The organism is Actinopolyspora mortivallis (genome assembly GCF_003001495.1).
In the GTDB taxonomy this organism is placed as follows: Bacteria; Actinomycetota; Actinomycetes; order Mycobacteriales; family Pseudonocardiaceae; genus Actinopolyspora; species Actinopolyspora mortivallis_A.
This window is the reverse complement of record NZ_PVSR01000006.1, coordinates 54350-68042: the sequence shown is the minus strand read 5'-3', so window position 1 is coordinate 68042 and position 13693 is coordinate 54350. Positions and strand designations below refer to the sequence as shown.

Annotated in this window: 13 protein-coding genes and 2 tRNA genes; 11 read left to right on the top strand and 4 right to left on the bottom strand. The window is 68.0% G+C overall.

All coding sequences use genetic code 11. From position 1 onward, the window contains the following. The first annotated feature begins 16 nt into the window (after positions 1–16). The 7 genes from dnaG (at position 17) to CEP50_RS06810 (ending at position 5384) form a co-directional block, all read left to right on the top strand. The gene (gene dnaG, locus CEP50_RS06840) at positions 17–1915 is read left to right on the top strand and encodes a DNA primase (RefSeq protein ID WP_106113088.1); all 1899 of its coding nucleotides are present in this window, start codon (positions 17–19) and stop codon (positions 1913–1915) included. Next, positions 1912–2457 (top strand): hypothetical protein, encoded by a 546-nt coding sequence (locus tag CEP50_RS06835; protein WP_106113087.1) that lies wholly within the window; start codon positions 1912–1914, stop codon positions 2455–2457. The genes dnaG and CEP50_RS06835 overlap by 4 nt, the downstream gene beginning before the upstream one ends. A gap of 82 nt (positions 2458–2539) precedes the next feature. Continuing rightward, positions 2540–3301, top strand: coding sequence for a trans-aconitate 2-methyltransferase (locus tag CEP50_RS06830; RefSeq protein ID WP_106113086.1), 762 nt, complete (start codon positions 2540–2542; stop codon positions 3299–3301). A 107-nt stretch (positions 3302–3408) separates the two neighbouring features. Then, a tRNA-Asn gene (locus CEP50_RS06825) sits at positions 3409–3480 on the top strand. 504 nt (positions 3481–3984) lie between these two features. After that, positions 3985–4197, top strand: coding sequence for a hypothetical protein (locus CEP50_RS06820; RefSeq protein ID WP_019854996.1), 213 nt, complete (start codon positions 3985–3987; stop codon positions 4195–4197). A 139-nt stretch (positions 4198–4336) separates the two neighbouring features. After that, positions 4337–4411: transfer RNA gene (locus CEP50_RS06815), tRNA-Ile, on the top strand. Positions 4412–4991: 580 nt separating this feature from the next. After that, positions 4992–5384: a hypothetical protein gene (locus tag CEP50_RS06810; protein WP_106113085.1), complete on the top strand. Its 393-nt coding sequence runs from the start codon at positions 4992–4994 to the stop codon at positions 5382–5384. A gap of 230 nt (positions 5385–5614) precedes the next feature. Here CEP50_RS06810 and pobA read toward each other — a convergent pair whose 3' ends face one another. Then, entirely contained in the window at positions 5615–6790 is a 1176-nt protein-coding gene (gene pobA, locus CEP50_RS06805; protein ID WP_106113084.1) for a 4-hydroxybenzoate 3-monooxygenase, read from the bottom strand. Positions 6791–7167: 377 nt separating this feature from the next. After that, a complete protein-coding gene (locus CEP50_RS06800; RefSeq protein WP_106113083.1) occupies positions 7168–8001 on the bottom strand; it encodes an LLM class F420-dependent oxidoreductase in 834 nt (277 codons plus the stop codon). Positions 8002–8386: 385 nt separating this feature from the next. Here CEP50_RS06800 and CEP50_RS06795 point away from each other — a divergent pair, with 385 nt between their 5' ends. The 4 genes from CEP50_RS06795 (at position 8387) to CEP50_RS06780 (ending at position 11613) form a co-directional block, all read left to right on the top strand. Then, the gene (locus CEP50_RS06795) at positions 8387–8881 is read left to right on the top strand and encodes a SigE family RNA polymerase sigma factor (protein WP_019854990.1); all 495 of its coding nucleotides are present in this window, start codon (positions 8387–8389) and stop codon (positions 8879–8881) included. Next, positions 8878–9897, top strand: coding sequence for a hypothetical protein (locus tag CEP50_RS06790; RefSeq protein ID WP_106113082.1), 1020 nt, complete (start codon positions 8878–8880; stop codon positions 9895–9897). Before CEP50_RS06795 ends, CEP50_RS06790 begins: the two co-directional genes overlap by 4 nt. Before the next feature lie 159 nt (positions 9898–10056). Then, positions 10057–10770 (top strand): hypothetical protein, encoded by a 714-nt coding sequence (locus CEP50_RS06785; protein WP_258174943.1) that lies wholly within the window; start codon positions 10057–10059, stop codon positions 10768–10770. 339 nt (positions 10771–11109) lie between these two features. Continuing rightward, positions 11110–11613, top strand: coding sequence for a DUF3145 domain-containing protein (locus CEP50_RS06780; RefSeq protein ID WP_026449162.1), 504 nt, complete (start codon positions 11110–11112; stop codon positions 11611–11613). A gap of 64 nt (positions 11614–11677) precedes the next feature. On the opposite strand, the gene CEP50_RS06775 is transcribed toward CEP50_RS06780, so the two are convergent. Both CEP50_RS06775 and CEP50_RS06770 read right to left on the bottom strand, forming a co-directional pair. Beyond that, on the bottom strand, positions 11678–12379 hold the full coding sequence (locus CEP50_RS06775; RefSeq protein ID WP_106113081.1) for an ABC transporter ATP-binding protein: 702 nt from the start codon (positions 12377–12379) through the stop codon (positions 11678–11680). Further along, on the bottom strand, positions 12376–13464 hold the full coding sequence (locus tag CEP50_RS06770) for an ABC transporter permease (protein ID WP_106113080.1): 1089 nt from the start codon (positions 13462–13464) through the stop codon (positions 12376–12378). The genes CEP50_RS06775 and CEP50_RS06770 overlap by 4 nt, the downstream gene beginning before the upstream one ends. Positions 13465–13693: the final 229 nt, after the last annotated feature.

Here is a 13693-nt window from a genome sequence, read left to right as displayed (position 1 = left end):
CCTTTAGACTGGCCACGTGGCGGGACGAATCCGGGAGAGCGACATCGCCGAAGTCCGCGAACTCAACCGGATCGACGAGATCGTCGGTGAGTACGTCGCGTTACGTCGTGCCGGAGGGGGTGCGCTGAAGGGGCTGTGCCCCTTCCACGACGAGAAGACCCCCTCGTTCAACGTGCGGCCCAACCACGGGACCTTCCACTGCTTCGGCTGTGGCGAGGGCGGCGACGTGATCGCGTTTTTGATGAAGACCGAGCATCTCGGTTTCGTCGAGTCCGTGGAGCGCCTGGCCGACCGGGTGGGAGTGCGGCTGCGTTACGAGGGCGGCGAGCCCACGAGCAGACGTGAGCCCGGTACCCGGACCCGACTGGTGGAGGCGAACCGGCTGGCCGCCGAGTTCTATGCCGAGCAGCTGCGTTCCGGGGAGGCCCAGCCGGCCAGGGAGTTCCTGCTGGAACGCGGTTTCGACGAGTCGGCCGCCGCCCGTTTCGGCTGCGGCTTCGCGCCCAGTGGGTGGGACCGGCTGACCAAACACCTGCTGAACAAGGGTTTCGAGCTGGAGGAGCTCTACAAGGCCGGGCTGTCCCGGGAGGGACGGAGGGGGCCGATCGACCGCTTCCACCGACGACTGCTGTGGCCGCTGCGGGATCTGGGCGGTGACGTGGTCGGTTTCGGTGCGCGTCGTGTCTTCGACGAGGACCCGATCGAGGCGAAGTACGTCAACACCCCCGCCACCCCGCTGTTCAACAAGTCCCAGGTGCTGTTCGGGCTGGACCTGGCCAAGAGGGAGATCGCCAGGCGGCACCAGGCCGTGGTGGTGGAGGGCTACACCGACGTGATGGCGATGCACCTCGCCGGGGTGCCCACCGCCGTGGCCTCCTGCGGTACGGCCTTCGGGGAGGAGCATCTCGGGGTGCTGCGTCGGCTGATGATGGACGACGACACTTTCCGGGGCGAGGTCATCTACACGTTCGACGGGGACGAGGCCGGCCAGAACGCGGCCCTGAAGGCGTTCGAGGGGGAGCAGCAGTTCGCCGCGCAGACCTACGTGGCCATCACCCCCGAGGGCAGGGATCCCTGCGAACTGCGCCAGCACCACGGCGACCGGGCGGTCCGCGACCTGGTGGCCCGGCGGCGTCCGCTGTTCGAGTTCGCCATCCGCAGCCTGCTGGACGGCTACGACCTCGACTCGGTGGACGGACGGGTGGCCGCGCTGCGCAGAACCGTTCCGTTGGTCGCCCGGATCAAGGACCAGGCCAGCCGGACCGGATACGCGGTACAGCTCGCGCACTGGACCGGTTGGAACGACGAGAACCAGGTTGTCCGCCGCGTGCGGGAGTACGCGGGTGAGCCCGTGCGGGAGTCACGGCCCCGGGGTGGGCGGCGCGCTTCCGCGGCGGGTACGACCGAAGGGGGTGCGGACCTGCCGGAGCGGCCCGCCCGGCACGATCCGCGCTGGTGCCAGCGGGAGGCGTTGAAGGCGGCGTTGCAGGCGCCGGCTCTGGCGGGGCCGGTCTACGACTCCCTGCCCGAGGAGGCGTTCACCGAGTCGGCGTACAAGACGTTGCACGAGGCCCTGTTGAAGGCGGGCGGCACCCAGTCCGGGTTGGCGGGGGCCTCCCTGGTGGAGGCCGTGCGCGCCCAGTGTCCCGACGAGACCACCGTCCGACTGTTGTCGCAGTTGGCGGTCGAGGCCCCGGACACCAAGTCCGAGCAGGACCACCGCTATGTCAGCGGAGTGCTCGGTAGGGTCCGCGAGCGGCTGGTCGCCCGCCAGATCGATGACATCAAGTCGCGGGTACAACGGCTCTCTCCGTTGGAGAACGCCGAGGAGTACCGGGCGTTGTTCGGCGATCTGGTCGCTCTGGAGCAGTACCACAAGTCGCTGTTGCAGCAGGCCGTGGAGGGTGTGACATGACCTCCTGGTTCGGGCGGGTGCTCGCGCGGCTGCGCGGTACCGCCGAGCTGCCGGAGCGTTTCGACGGGGTGCTGGGGACGGACGAGCGGGTGCTGGCCTCCGCACTGAGCCCGGAGGGCGCGTTGGTGGCCACCAACCACGGTCTGTGGATTCCCGAGCCCACCGGCTCGCGCAGGATCGGCTGGCATCTGGTGAACCGGGCCGTCTGGCGGGACGGGGTGCTGGTGCTGACGGAGGCGAGCGAGCACCGCAGCGCCGGAGGCGCCGTGTTGCTGCGTGACCTGCCCCGGCGGCGTTTCCGGCTGGAGTCCCCCGGGCGGTTGCCGGACGTGGTGCACACCAGGGTGACCGGTTCGATCAGGTCCACCCAGTACCGGGAGTTGCCGATGGGCGGTGCCCGTTTCGTACGGCGGAGGGTTCCCGGCAGGAACGGAACGGTGTTGCAGGTGCGGCCGGACCGGGACGCCGACGAGCGGACCCTGGCCGAGTACGCGGACGAGGTCGCCCGGCGTCTGGCGGACGAGGAGCGCGGCTCGGGGTGAGTCCTTCCCGCACGCTTTCTTTTCCGGCCGAACTCGTATACAGTACAGTCGTACTGTTAGCGGTTTCGGGGAGTGACCTCCCGTGTGGGATCCGGAAAAGTACCTGGAGTTCGCCGCGTACCGGCAGCGCCCCGCTGTCGACCTGCTCTCCAGGATGGGGTGGAACCCGGCGCGGCGGGTGGTCGATCTGGGATGCGGAGCGGGTGACGTCACTCCGCTGCTGACCCGCAGGTGGCCGGGGGCGCGACTGGAGGCGCTGGACTCCTCCCCGGAGATGGTGCGCGCCGCCGTGGCGGCCGGGATTCCCGCGCGGGTGGGGGACGTACGGGAGTGGAAGCCCCCGTCCGAGACCGACGTGGTGTTCTGCAACGCGGTTCTGCACTGGGTACCGGGGCACCTGGAGCTGGTTCGTGATTGGTTGCGTGCGCTGGGCTCGGGGGCGGTTCTCGGGATGCAGGTGCCCGGAAACTTCGACGCCCCGGCGCATCGGACGCTGTACCAGCTGGCCACCGAGCCGGAGTGGGTCGAGGTGTTGGGAGGGGTTCCGCGAGGGCTGGAGTGCGTGGCGGAGCCGGTGGAGTACGCGCGCGGGCTGACCGAGCCGGGGGTGCGGGTCGACGCCTGGGAGAGCACCTACGCGCACCAGCTGTACGGTGCCGATCCCGTGTTGGACTGGCTGTGCGGAACCGCCTTGCGTCCCGTGCGGGCGTTGCTGGACGAGCGGCGGTGGCGGTGTTTCCTGGACGAGCTGGCGCCGCGACTGCGGGAGGTCTATCCGCGCGAGGCCGACGGGTCCACGTGGTTCCCGTTCCGGAGGATCTTCGTCGTCGCATGGCGCGAGTAGCTTCTGAGCAGGGGTTTCACCGCAAGGGGAGGGGGGTGTTCGGGCGGTTTCGCGGGTGCGCTACAGTAGATGACGTCAGCGCGGGGCGCTGGGAGAAAAGAAAACATTCCTCCGTAGCTCAATGGCAGAGCATTCGGCTGTTAACCGAAAGGTTGCTGGTTCGAGTCCAGCCGGAGGAGCAAGGGCCCAGGTGAAAGCCTGGGCTTCTTTGTGTGTTCCCCGGTTCTTCGGACAGGGGAGTGCGGGAGCCTTCGGAGTTCTTCTGTCCGTGAGGTGTGGATCGTCCGTTTTCGGGAACGGACGAGAAAGGGTGGCCCGGCTCTCTCGGTCGTTCCGAGACACCGCGTCCTACGGTGTTCCTCGCTTTTCTGTTTCCCGACGAGGTGCTGCGCATCGGAGGGCCACCGTCCCGGATACCCCCGATCGGGTGCATCGGTGTCGGAAAGGTCAGTCTCGGGTAACGATCCGTGGTCCATTGACGATCTTGCGGGTGCGGCGACAGTGACCGTCCGTTTATTTGTGCAGTGCACGGCTTGATCGCTGCTTCCAGGTGGGAGAGGCCACCGGAGTAGAGTGGTTGTCGCGATCGATTCGTTGCCGCGAGAACACAACGTGGCCTCCTCGCTCTTCGTCCCCGGGGCGAGGGAATATGACAGGGGATCGCAGGAAACGGGGGAGATATCATGTCCGCACCCGGTATCGGAAAGGATCCTCGGCAGCTCTCGTTGCCCGACTTCTCGTCGGTGAGCCGGCTGCCGAAGCCGCTCAAGGCGCTGGTTTACCTGGTCATGTTGGCGTTGCTGACAACGGCGGGGGTGAGTGCGCTGTTGGCGACCACCGTGATCATTGGCCAGCTGACCGGTTCGTTCGACATCACGATGTTCATCGGCCGTTGAGAGCCCACCGGACTGGATCACGGGATCGGCGCACTTCGGGTGCGCCGATCTTTTCGTGGGAACGCTACCCTGGAGTCGCGAGGACCCCGGCGCACCAGCGGGCAGCTGGCCCGATACGATCAGTGCGTCCGGTCCGCGCGGGGCGGTAGCTCAGCAGGTCAGAGCAGCGAACTCATAATTCGTCTTGTCGTGGGTTCAAGTCCCACCCGTCCCACCGCAACACCGGGACGACACGGGTGTGGGGAGATCGGCCCGAGATCATCCCCACACCTTTGCCTTTCGTCCCACGGTTCACGGCCTCGCCGAACTCGGTGCTGTCCTCGTTCCCACGTTCTGCGGGCCGTGCCGCCGGGCTCTCGTCCGGCGCCCCCGGTGGTTGCCGGTTTCTCGTCCGTTCGTGCTGTTTCGTGTGGTCGGTTCACACCGACACCGGCGGAAACCGTCGAACTCGTAAGCGCCCCACACCACACCGGGTCTCCGTCGGCGTCGAACAGTCACGCCCGCTCCGGTCACGGCGCGTTCCGGGCCGAACCGGCACAAGATGTTGATCAACCTGTCGATCAGCGGTAAGCAGGCAACCGTGGAGTGCGTCTTCGGGGGTCGACCTCCGGACCACACACTGTGGAACACAAGAAAATTCTTTCTGGAAAGTTTTCGGGGTGGTTCCGTCGTCGGGGTGTGATTCACGATACTGTATCGATTCAAAAGAGGGAACCCGAATCCTGGATCGACCACCGGAGTGTGCCGTCTCGGGTGGGTCGACGCTGTCCCGGCGTCGAAGGGGAGCGACACCGATGCGTGATTTCGACGAGTGGCACCGGCTCGGAACCCATTGGCACGCCTATGTGGAGGTGCGGGAGCAGGGTTTTCCCTCCACCCGTGCGGGACGGTTACGGCGCACCCCGGACCGCGTGTTGTGCAGTCCCCGTGCGGTGGCCGAATGGCTGTACCGCATGAAGCGTGTCTATCTGCCGGCGCAGCCGGTGAAACTGCTCGGCTCCGGAGCGGGGTGGGGAGTGCTCGGGGACGAACGCCACCTGGAACGGGACCTGTTCGAGGACGAGCTCGCGGCTTCGCGCGGCGACAGTCTCTATCTCTCCTTCGGCTGCGAGCACGACCGGATGGACCTCTGGGTGGAAGCGGTCACGGCGCAGGACTGCTCGGAGCTGCACCGGGAACAGGAGTAGTACCGAGGATGTGCCCCATATGCGGAGGACCGACCATCCCGCCGCAGGGCGGTGGCCCACCGAAGTGCCCGAAGTGCGGGTGAGGTGCGCTCGTGAAGAGTGGCTACCGGGGCGAAGCGCCGCCGACGGTCCGTCGACACCGGCGAAGGACGGGCGCGAGTCCCTCGGCGCGATCTGCGGGAAGCTCCGCCCGGCCTCCCAGCGGCCGGGCGGAACCTCGGCGGGGCGGGTCAGACCGCAGCCAGTCCCACGTAGTTCTCGGCGAGGGTGGTGGCCGCCGCCGTCGAGGAACGCAGGTAGTCGAACTGGGAGCGTTGCAACCTGCGGTCGTAGGCGGCGTCCGGTCCGTCGAAGCGGTGGGTCAACGAGGTCATCCACCAGGAGAAGTGCTGCACGCGCCACACCCTGCGCAGACACTCCTCGGAGTACGTCTCCAGTCCCGTGGTGCTCCCGTGGTGGTAGTAGTCGGTCAGCGAGCGAGCCAGCCGGTCCACATCGGCCACAGCCAGGTTCAGCCCCTTGGCACCGGTGGGCGGGACGATGTGGGCCGAGTCACCCGCCAGGAACAGTCTTCCGTACCTCATGGGTTCCGAGACGAAGCTGCGCAGCGCGGTGATGTTCTTGTCGATGATCGGGCCCTCGCGCAGTTTCCAGTCGGAGGTCCCCAGACGCGTCTGCAGTTCCTCCCAGATCAGCTCGTCGGGCCACTGTTCGATCGATTCGCCGGGGTCGCACTGCAGGTACAGTCTGCTCAACGTGGAGGAACGGAGACTGTGCAGGGCGAACCCGTTGGGATGGTTCGAATAGATCAATTCCTCACTGGACGGTTCCACCTCGGCGAGGATCCCCAGCCAACCGAACGGGTAGACACGTTCGTAGGTGGTGCGTTCCTTTTCGGGAATGGTGGTTCTGCTGACCCCGTGAAAACCGTCGCATCCGGCCACGTAATCACAGTGCAGTTCTCGGACGCGGCCCTCGGAGGTGAAGCGTACGACCGGTTTTTCGGTTTCGACGCCTTCCACCGTTACGTCCGGAACCTCGTAGTAGACCCGGCCGCCGTCCCGTTCCCTGCGTTCCGCGAGGTCCTTGACGACCTCCTGCTGGCCGTAGACGGTGATGCTGCGCCCCCCGGTGAGCTCGCTGAGGGGAATACGCAGCCGGTCCCCGTCGAACTGGACGTTGACCCCGTGGTGGGGATGCCCCTGTTTCTCCAGGCGGTCGGCCACGTCGGCCTCGCGCAGCACGTCGACGGTGCCCTGTTCCAGAACTCCGGCGCGGACGCGCTGTTGAACGTACTCACGGCTGCGCCGTTCGAGCACGACGGAATCGATCCCCTGCAGGTGCAACAGCTGGGACAGCAGCATTCCCGCCGGACCCGCGCCCACGATCGCGACCTGGGTGCGCATTCCATCCTCCCCTCTCGTCATGCGGTTGACTCAGCTTCTCAGTCGTGAATGCGAATTCAGCCACAGGGCTTCCGCTCAGCGAAAGCGACAGGGTGTTAGTGGAGTAGCGTTTCGTATTCGGTCGCGGACCTCGTGTGTCGGGACGAGCCTGTTCGGGAGAATTCTTCCGAGGAGGTGACGAATTGTTCCGTGGTCGTGGCTGTGCGGAACGGGCGGTCCGGTGTGTGTTCGGTCACGACGGTACGGGGAATCGTTTCCCCGTCGGTCGTGCCGTTCCACCGAAACGAAAAGTAAGATTTTCTTCGCCCGTTGTGACGTTTCGGGGAACGGCCCCGCCTTCCGTCGGGCTCCGGGGCGGGGCCGTTCGGAGCAACGGGCTACGCCCCCAGCTGTGACTTCCGGGCGGCCTCGGCGAACCGGTCGAGGTGACGCAGCGTCTCGTCCCGGACAACCGTGGGGAGGTAGAACAGCACCCGGTCCACACCGGCGCGTTCGTACTCCTCCAGCGTGGCGGGATCGTCTCCGGCGGCGTACAGGGACACCGGGACACGCCATCCCGCACGGTCCCGCACCCGGTTTATCCGCTCCGAGAGGTCCGAGGTTCCGGCCCTGGGCAACCACCCCCCGCCGTACTCGGCGACCCGTTCCACCGAGCGCTGGCTCTCGCCGCCGACGTAGATCGGCGGGTGGGGGCGTTGGACCGGCTTGGGCCAGCAGTACGAGGGCTCGATGTCCACGTGCTCGCCGTGGAACTCGGCCTCCTCCCGCGTCCACAGCTGCTGGACGGCCCGGACCCGCTCGTCCATGAGCGCTCCCCGCCCACGCGGCTCGGTGCCGTGGTTGCGCATCTCCTCGCGGTTCCACCCCGCACCGACCCCGAGGATCGCCCTTCCGCCCGAGACCCGGTCCAGACTGGCCACCTCCTTGGCCGTGATGATCGGATCCCGTTGGATCATCAACGCGATCCCGGTGGCCAGCAGCATGTGCTCGGTGGCCACGGCCGCCGCCGTCAGACTCACGAAGGGATCCAACGTGCGGTAGTAGTGCCGGGGCAGCTCACCCCCTCCGGGGTAGGGCGTTCGCCTGCTGCTGGGAATGTGGGTGTGCTCGGCGAGGAACAACGCGTCGAAACCACGCTGCTCTGCGGCGGCGCCCAGCTCGTCGGGGGCGATCCCCTCATCGGTCACGAACGTGGAGATACCGAATTTCATGTGTCCTCGGCGCCGGCACGGCGCCTTCCTCCCAACCGGTGTGCTCGTTTCCGGCACGGACTCCCCGCACGACGGGACGGCTCTTCCGGCGCGGCCTCGCACACGGCGGCACCGAGTCCCGCCGACGGATCCCGGGCTGTCCGTGTCCGATCCGTCACGTTGACGAACAACCGTGATCGCCGGTGTGTATTCCCGACCGGGTAAGATCACGGTCCCGTTCCGGGGACGTTGCCGGCGCGGCTTTTCCGGACGCACCGCAGCACGGTCGGTGACCGTGTCCGTCGGGGTGTCGTGGAGAAGGGTCGGGCCCACGACTTCCTGCCGGAATGCGTCGGTTGACAGGTGCCGCCCGGCCCGGCGGGAGTCGGACGACGGACTGACGGACATGGATGATGAGCTGACGACCGAACTCGTAGCCCTCTACCACGAGCACTACCGCCAACTGCTGCGGATGGCCCTGTTGCTCGTGGACGACAGGTCCGCCGCCGAGGACGTGGTGCAGGACGCGTTCGTGCGTGTGTTCGACTCCAGAGCCCGCCTGCGCGATCGGGACAAGGCCCTGGCCTTCCTGCGGCGGGCCGTGCTCAACAGGGCGAGGTCCCTGTTGCGCAGACGCCAGGTCTCCAAGCGCTACCAGCACCGCCTGGTGCAGCGCGAGCCGGCTCCGGACGAGAGCGTGCAGCGGGTCGACCGGACCGTGCTCGCCGAGGCGCTCGCCCGGTTGCCCCGGCGTCAGCGGGAGGCGGTCGTACTGCGTTACTACGCTGATTTCAGCGAGGCTTACGCGGCGGAAATAATGCGGGTGACCCCCGGGGCGGTGAAGGCCTACTGTTCGCGCGGAGTCGCGCGGTTGTCGAGTTTGCTGAGGGAGCGCGTGTGACGGAGCGAAACGCCGCCTCCGAGGAGAGTTCGGACGAGCGTTTGCTGCGTGCGGGGCTGCACTCGCTCGTCGAGGGCGTGGAACCGGAACGGAACGCGTTGGCCCGGTTGCTCGCCCGGCGGCGCCGTCGCACGGTGCTCCGCTCCGTGTTCGTGGGCAGTGGCGTGGCGGTGGCCACCACGGTCGTCCTGTTGTTCGCGCTGGTGGTGCCGAACGGTCCGTGGAGCACGGATCCCGTCCCCGTGGGGATCGGGCCCGACAGCTACCTGGTCCGTTCGGGCGGTGGTTCCCTGGTTGCGGTCTCCCTGGAGTCCGGCGACGTGATCCGGGAGTTCGGTGATCCCGGTGACCTGGTCGCGGTGGCCAGGGACCGGGATCGGGTCTATGTCGCCCCGGCCTCGGGCGGGGTCGTGGCCATGGGTTCCCGCCGGACGGAGGAGCCGCTGGAGGGGGTGCCCGAGGGAGAGGTGGTTACCGCTCTGGCAGCCGCGGGCGAACGGGTGGCGGTGGCCTACGAGGACAGGGTGCTGGTGGTCTCCGACGGAGGGGCACGTCGGATCGGGTTCGAACCGGGACTGGTGGTGCGGGACGTGGCGGTCGAATCCGGCGGCAGGCTCGCGCTGGTGGTCCAGGACCGGGACGGATCCGTCGGGCTGCGGACGGTGGCGCCGGGAGAGGACGGCCCCCGGCGGTTGGGCAGGTCCGTGGTCTCCTGCGGTCCGGCGCGTGTGGCGTGGACGTCGACGGGCCTGGCGGTGTTGCGTTCCGTCTCCTGCGGGGAGGGGGAGTCCGTGCGGATCACCACGGTCGATCCCCGTGAGGGCACCAGGTTGGCCGGCGGGGTGCGTGTCGAGGTGGGCGCTCCGGTGGGGCGTCCCCTGCGGCTGTCGGCCGACGCCGCCGACCGGATGCTGGTCTCCGCCGGGAGGAACGGGAACTGGCTGGTGGAGGGGGGAACGGTGCGTTCCGTGCCGTGCCCGGACTCGGGGTGTTCCGCCGGAACCGCCGTCATGTGACCGGTTTCGCCGGTGGTGTGCCCGTTTTTCGGGAGGACCTCACTTGCGCTCACCGAATGTGTTCGGAACACACCGCTGATCGGGCAATGGACTGTCCGGTGGTTCCCCGGTGACGATCCTCGTGGTGCAGCGGTTTCCGAGTTCCGGAGGGTGATCGAGGTGGGCGCACACTGGTGGGAGGTGCTCCGGCTGTGCCGGGTGGCGGGGCAGCGGCCGGCCTGGCAGCACGTGGCGGCGTTCGTCGTCTCGGTCTGGACGCTGTGGTGGATAGGGGGGCAGTTCCTGGTGCCGCAGGCTGCTCCTTCGGCCCTGGAGATCTGGACCAACCTGTTGGAACGGGCGGGAATCACCGATGTTTCCTGGAGTGACCGGGTGGTGCGGGCCTGGCAGCGGGCGGGCATGGTTCTCGCGGTGGCCGGTGGTCTGTTGTGGGCCGCGACCACGGAACGGGGACAGACCCCCGCCCTGGCGGGCTGGGTGGCCGTGATGCTCGCTTCCCAGTACCTGGGGTACCAGCCGGCGGTACTCGTGGCGCTGGTGTCCCTGGTCGGTCTCGTGTCCGTGTTGTGGCTCGTTTCGCTGGTGAACGGGCGGTTCGTGGACAGGTATCCGCGTCTGTTGCCCGCCGACGTCCTCCGTGCCGGGGTCACGGCCGCCGCTCTTTCGGCGGTGGTGCCGTTGTACGCGCCGGCGATCGGGGTGTTCCGTTTGCTGCGTCCCTACTTCACCCAGCCGCCGAGAACGCTGTCCGCCGCGGACGCGGAGGCGGTCGGCCTGTCCGGCACCTCCCGTGGCCCGGTGTGCGCGGAGGAGGTGCCGGGACGGGAGTCGGCGACCACCGGCAGGTGGACGCACGGTGCCCCCGAGCCGTGAGACGGCGGGATGGCGGCCTGCGCACCGCGTGTCATGTCCCCTTTCGGGTGGAGTTGTTGCGGGGTCCGACGGGGAGGGAAGTCCTTTTCGGACACCACAGGCGGAGTCCGCCCCCGGGACGGAATCGTTCCGAACTGCTGTTTTCCCGTGCGGGGACGAGGCCTCGGGCACGTCCTCCCGCCGGTTCCCGAACACGTTAATCCTCAGTGGACGAACTGTCGTGGTTCCGCGGTGCGTGTGGAACGTGCGAAGCCGGGACTGTTGTGATCGACTGGTGGACGTCGAACTTCGCTTCGGGGTCGTGGACGACGTCTCTCGTGGCACGGGCGGAGGTCAGCAGTGAGTACGTCCGACCTTACGAGCGGGGTGGTCTACATCCACTCCGCGCCGGGCACGGTGTGCCCGCACGTCGAACGGGCTGTCGCGGGCGTGCTCGACACCCGCTGTGCTTTCCGGTGGACGGCCCAGCCGGCCGCCCCCGGACAGCTGCGCGCCGAGCACGTCTGGTCCGGTCCGGCCGGCACGGGTGCACGACTGGCGGCTGCTCTGCTGGCCTGGCCGATACTGCGTTTCGAGATCACCGAGGACCCCAGTCCCGGAGTGGACGGGGAACGTTTCTGCCACGTCCCGAGACTGGGGCTCTGGCGGGCACGTACCGGAGCCAACGGGGACATCGTGGTCGGTGAGGACCAACTGCGCACCCTGGTCGCGGAAGGGCACGACACCGAATCGTTCCGTCACCGCGCGAGTGAGCTGCTGGGCGGTTCCTGGGACGAGGAACTGGAACCCTTCCGTGGCGCCGGAGAGGGGCCTCCGGTGGAACGCCTGCACAGCGCGGGCTGACAGCGTTCCTCCCGGAGGGCGAACGGTCCGGAGGACGGGAACCGGGACCGTGCCGTCCTCCTTCCTAGCCGGCCGCCACACCACCGCCCGGCACCACCTCACCGGTCATCCTGCCGTCCCGGATCGCGACGTGCCGGTCCGCCCGATCCAGGTACTCGGTGTCGTGGGTGACCATGACGGTGGCCACCTCGTACTGACGCGTCACCTCGAGCAGCAGGTCCACGACGGCGGCGCCCCTGTCGTGGTCCAACGCCGCCGTGGGCTCGTCCACCAACAGCACGGAGGGCCGTGTCACCAGCGCACGCGCTATGTTGACCCGCTGGCGTTCCCCGCCGGAGAGCCGGTGCGGCCTGCGGTGTTGTTTGCCGGACAGCCCCACGGCGGCGAGCAGCTGTTCGCCGTCCTCCCGGCTGCGGCGGGGCCGCACTCCACGCATGTGCTGAGTGACCTGCAGCTGTTCGACGGCGTTCAGCGAGGGGATCAGGTTCGGTTGCTGGAAGACGATCCCGATCCGTTCCAACCGCATCCGGGTCACGGCCGCGCGGGAGAGAGTGGTGATGTCGGTGTCGTCCACCAGGACCGATCCGTTCGTCGGTGACAACAGTCCCGCCGCCACGGCGAGCAGACTCGACTTGCCTGAACCGGACGGTCCGGTGACGGCCAACAACTCACCGGCGCCCACCTCCAGGGATACGTTCCGCAGGGCGGTCACGGTTCGCTCCCCGTCCGGGTAGCTCAGCGATATGTCGCTCATGGTCAGACTCATCGTCCGCCTCCCAACGCGGTGAGTGGATCCACGGACGTGATCCGCCGTACCGCGAGTGCGGCACCGGCCATGCCGAGCACCACCATTCCCAGCACGGGCAGCAACGTCGTGGACAGGGTCAGTTCGAAAGGCACGACTCCGGAGGCGAACCATCCCAGGAGCACACCGGCGGCACCGCCGAGTCCGGCACCCAGCACCAGCACGACGAGGGACTGGGTCAACGCGTCCCGCAACAGGTAACGGGTGGATCCGCCGAGTGCCTTGAGCACGGCGATGTCCCCACTGCGTTGGATGGTCCACACCGTCAGGAAGGCCCCGACGACCAACGCCGATATGACGTAGAGGAACGCCTGCATCATCAGCAGTGAACCGTTCTCGGAGGAGAACGATCCGATCGCGTTCAGGCTTCCGCCGAGCGTGGTCGAAACGGTGTCGGCCGTGGAGTCGGCCGCCGCGAGGTCGGCCCCGTCGGTGGCGCGCACCGCCAGAACGGTCGCCAGCGGGGCCTCGGTGCCCGGGGCACGAGCCGTGCGCAGCTCGTGCCAGGTGTCCAGGCTGGTCCAGACCACTGGGGTGTGACTGTAGAAGGACGAGGGGGCCTGCCGCTCGATCCGGAGCTCTCCCGCGCCCGTGGACAGCTGTTCTCCCACGGACAGCCCCTCCTCGTCAGCCAGGGAGCGACTGATCACCACACTGTGCTCGGTGAGCCCGTTCGGGGCCGCCTGAGCCCGTGGGGGCAGGCCGAAGACGGTGACCGTGGTTTCGGCACCGTCCGGTGTCGCCACTCTGGCGGTGCTGATTCCGAGGGGGGTGACCTCGTTGACCCCCTCGGTGCTGCTCCAGACGTCACGTTGTCGTTCGGTCACGGAGCTGTCCGCGAAGGACTCCGTGGGGGGCTCCGAGCCGCTGCCGCCGAACACCACGTGGGTGGCAGGCAGCTCCTTGACGGCGGAGGTGGACTGGGCGGCCAGCCCCGAGGTCAGCCCGGAGAGCAGCACGATCAGCAGTGTGATCAACAGGACGACCGACCCCATGAGGGTGAAACGCCCCTTGGCGAAACGAATGTCTCTGATGGCGACGAACACGGCTCTTTTCTCCTCGTGCCGTTGGGCTTACGGTTCCACCCTCGCCCGTGGCGGCCGCGTTGCCATCGTTCCGGAGTGCGAAACCCTCCTGCCGTGGGGTTGACTCGGAACTCAACCGAACGATTGATGCGAACTCCGGAACTTCGGTGAACACTGGTACCGACGACTCCCGTCGTGACGACCCTCCGGCGGAACCTCCCCTCCCCCCGTCGATCGCCCCCGGGGACGC

Bases quoted from the DNA above. Each gene is read 5' to 3' on its own strand.
- CEP50_RS06835 (WP_106113087.1), top strand. From the start codon at position 1,912: ATGACCTCCTGGTTCGGGCGGGTGCTCGCGCGGCTGCGCGGTACCGCC.
- CEP50_RS06820 (WP_019854996.1), top strand. From the start codon at position 3,985: ATGTCCGCACCCGGTATCGGAAAGGATCCTCGGCAGCTCTCGTTGCCC.
- CEP50_RS06810 (WP_106113085.1), top strand. From the start codon at position 4,992: ATGCGTGATTTCGACGAGTGGCACCGGCTCGGAACCCATTGGCACGCC.
- pobA (WP_106113084.1), bottom strand. From the start codon at position 6,790: ATGCGCACCCAGGTCGCGATCGTGGGCGCGGGTCCGGCGGGAATGCTG.
- CEP50_RS06800 (WP_106113083.1), bottom strand. From the start codon at position 8,001: ATGAAATTCGGTATCTCCACGTTCGTGACCGATGAGGGGATCGCCCCC.
- CEP50_RS06795 (WP_019854990.1), top strand. From the start codon at position 8,387: ATGGATGATGAGCTGACGACCGAACTCGTAGCCCTCTACCACGAGCAC.
- CEP50_RS06775 (WP_106113081.1), bottom strand. From the start codon at position 12,379: ATGAGTCTGACCATGAGCGACATATCGCTGAGCTACCCGGACGGGGAG.